The organism is Pseudoalteromonas shioyasakiensis (assembly GCF_001550135.1).
In the GTDB taxonomy this organism is placed as follows: Bacteria; Pseudomonadota; Gammaproteobacteria; order Enterobacterales; family Alteromonadaceae; genus Pseudoalteromonas; species Pseudoalteromonas shioyasakiensis.
On sequence record NZ_LRUE01000017.1, the window covers coordinates 1 to 2,211 of the forward strand.

At 49.4% G+C, this 2,211-nt stretch carries 1 rRNA gene; it reads right to left on the reverse strand.

Going from position 1 to position 2,211, the window contains the following annotated elements:
• A 23S ribosomal RNA gene (locus PASHI_RS13860) occupies positions 1-2,119 on the reverse strand; the annotation flags it as partial.
• Positions 2,120-2,211 lie beyond the last annotated feature (92 nt).

Here is a 2,211-nt window from a genome sequence, read left to right on the forward strand (position 1 = left end):
TCTGCTTCAAAGCCTCCCACCTATCCTACACATGTAGGGTCAATGTTCAGTGCCAAGCTGTAGTAAAGGTTCACGGGGTCTTTCCGTCTAGCCGCGGGTACACAGCATCTTCACTGCGATTTCAATTTCACTGAGTCTCGGGTGGAGACAGCGTGGCCATGGTTACACCATTCGTGCAGGTCGGAACTTACCCGACAAGGAATTTCGCTACCTTAGGACCGTTATAGTTACGGCCGCCGTTTACCGGGGCTTCGATCAAGAGCTTCGTCCGAAAACTAACCCCATCAATTAACCTTCCGGCACCGGGCAGGTGTCACACCGTATACGTCATCTTGCGATTTTGCACAGTGCTGTGTTTTTAATAAACAGTCCCAGCCACCTGGTCACTGCGGCTCCCGTCCGCTTAGAGAGCAAGTCTCATCACAGATAGGAGCGTACCTTCTCCCGAAGTTACGGTACAATTTTGCCTAGTTCCTTCACCCGAGTTCTCTCAAGCGCCTTAGTATTCTCTACCTGACCACCTGTGTCGGTTTGGGGTACGATTCGGTATAATCTGAAGCTTAGAGGCTTTTCCTGGAAGTATGGCATCAACAACTTCACACCCTTGGGTGCTCGTCTCGTGTCTCAGTCTTAAGAGTCCGGATTTTCCTAAACTCTCAACCTACTCACTTTCACATGGACAACCAACGCCATGCTTGTTTAGCCTGCTCCGTCCCCCCATCGCAATTATACCAAGTACGGGAATATTAACCCGTTTCCCATCGACTACGCCTTTCGGCCTCGCCTTAGGGGTCGACTTACCCTACCCTGATTAACATGGGATAGGAACCCTTGGTCTTCCGGCGTGCGGGTTTTTCACCCGCATTATCGTTACTCATGTCAGCATTCGCACTTCTGATACCTCCAGCATACCTCCCGGTACACCTTCAACGGCTTACAGAACGCTCCCCTACCACTCATACAAAGTATGAATCCGCAGCTTCGGTGCATAGTTTAGCCCCGTTACATCTTCCGCGCAGACCGACTCGACCAGTGAGCTATTACGCTTTCTTTAAAGGATGGCTGCTTCTAAGCCAACCTCCTGGCTGTCTGGGCCTTTCCACATCGTTTCCCACTTAACTATGACTTTGGGACCTTAGCTGGCGGTCTGGGTTGTTTCCCTCTTCACGACGGACGTTAGCACCCGCCGTGTGTCTCCCGGATAGTACTTTACGGTATTCGGAGTTTGCAAAGGGTTGGTAAGTCGGGATGACCCCCTAGCCTTAACAGTGCTCTACCCCCGTAAGTATTCGTCCGAGGCTCTACCTAAATAGATTTCGGGGAGAACCAGCTATCTCCCGGTTTGATTAGCCTTTCACTCCTAGCCACAGGTCATCCCCTAACTTTTCAACGTTAGTGGGTTCGGTCCTCCAGTTGATGTTACTCAACCTTCAACCTGCCCATGGCTAGATCACCGGGTTTCGGGTCTATACCTTGCAACTATACGCCCAGTTAAGACTCGGTTTCCCTACGGCTACCCTAATCGGTTAACCTCGCTACAAAATATAAGTCGCTGACCCATTATACAAAAGGTACGCAGTCACCCTCGAAGGGCTCCTACTGCTTGTACGTACACGGTTTCAGGTTCTATTTCACTCCCCTCACAGGGGTTCTTTTCGCCTTTCCCTCACGGTACTGGTTCACTATCGGTCAGTTGGGAGTATTTAGCCTTAGATGATGGTCCACCTATATTCAGTCAAAGTTTCACGTGCTCCGACCTACTCGATTTCACTTAAGATGCATTTTCGTGTACGGGACTATCACCCTGTATCGTCAAACTTTCCAGAATGTTCCACTAACACATAATAAGCTTAAGGGCTGGTCCGGTTTCGCTCGCCGCTACTTCCGGAATCTCGGTTGATTTCTGTTCCTACGGGTACTTAGATGTTTCAGTTCTCCGCGTTCGCCTCTTACACCTATGTATTCAGTGCAAGATACCTGCAAGCAGGTGGGTTTCCCCATTCGGAAATCCTAGTCTCAAGCGCTTTTTACTAGCTTGACTAGGCTTATCGCAAGTTAATACGTCCTTCATCGCCTCCAACTGCCAAGGCATCCACCGTGTACGCTTAGTCACTTAACCATACAACCCAAACGGGTCTTTGTTAGTGACAGCTGTTAACTTCGCCAGAAGTTAATTCATCAAATAATGATGAGAATACTAAAGTAGATACC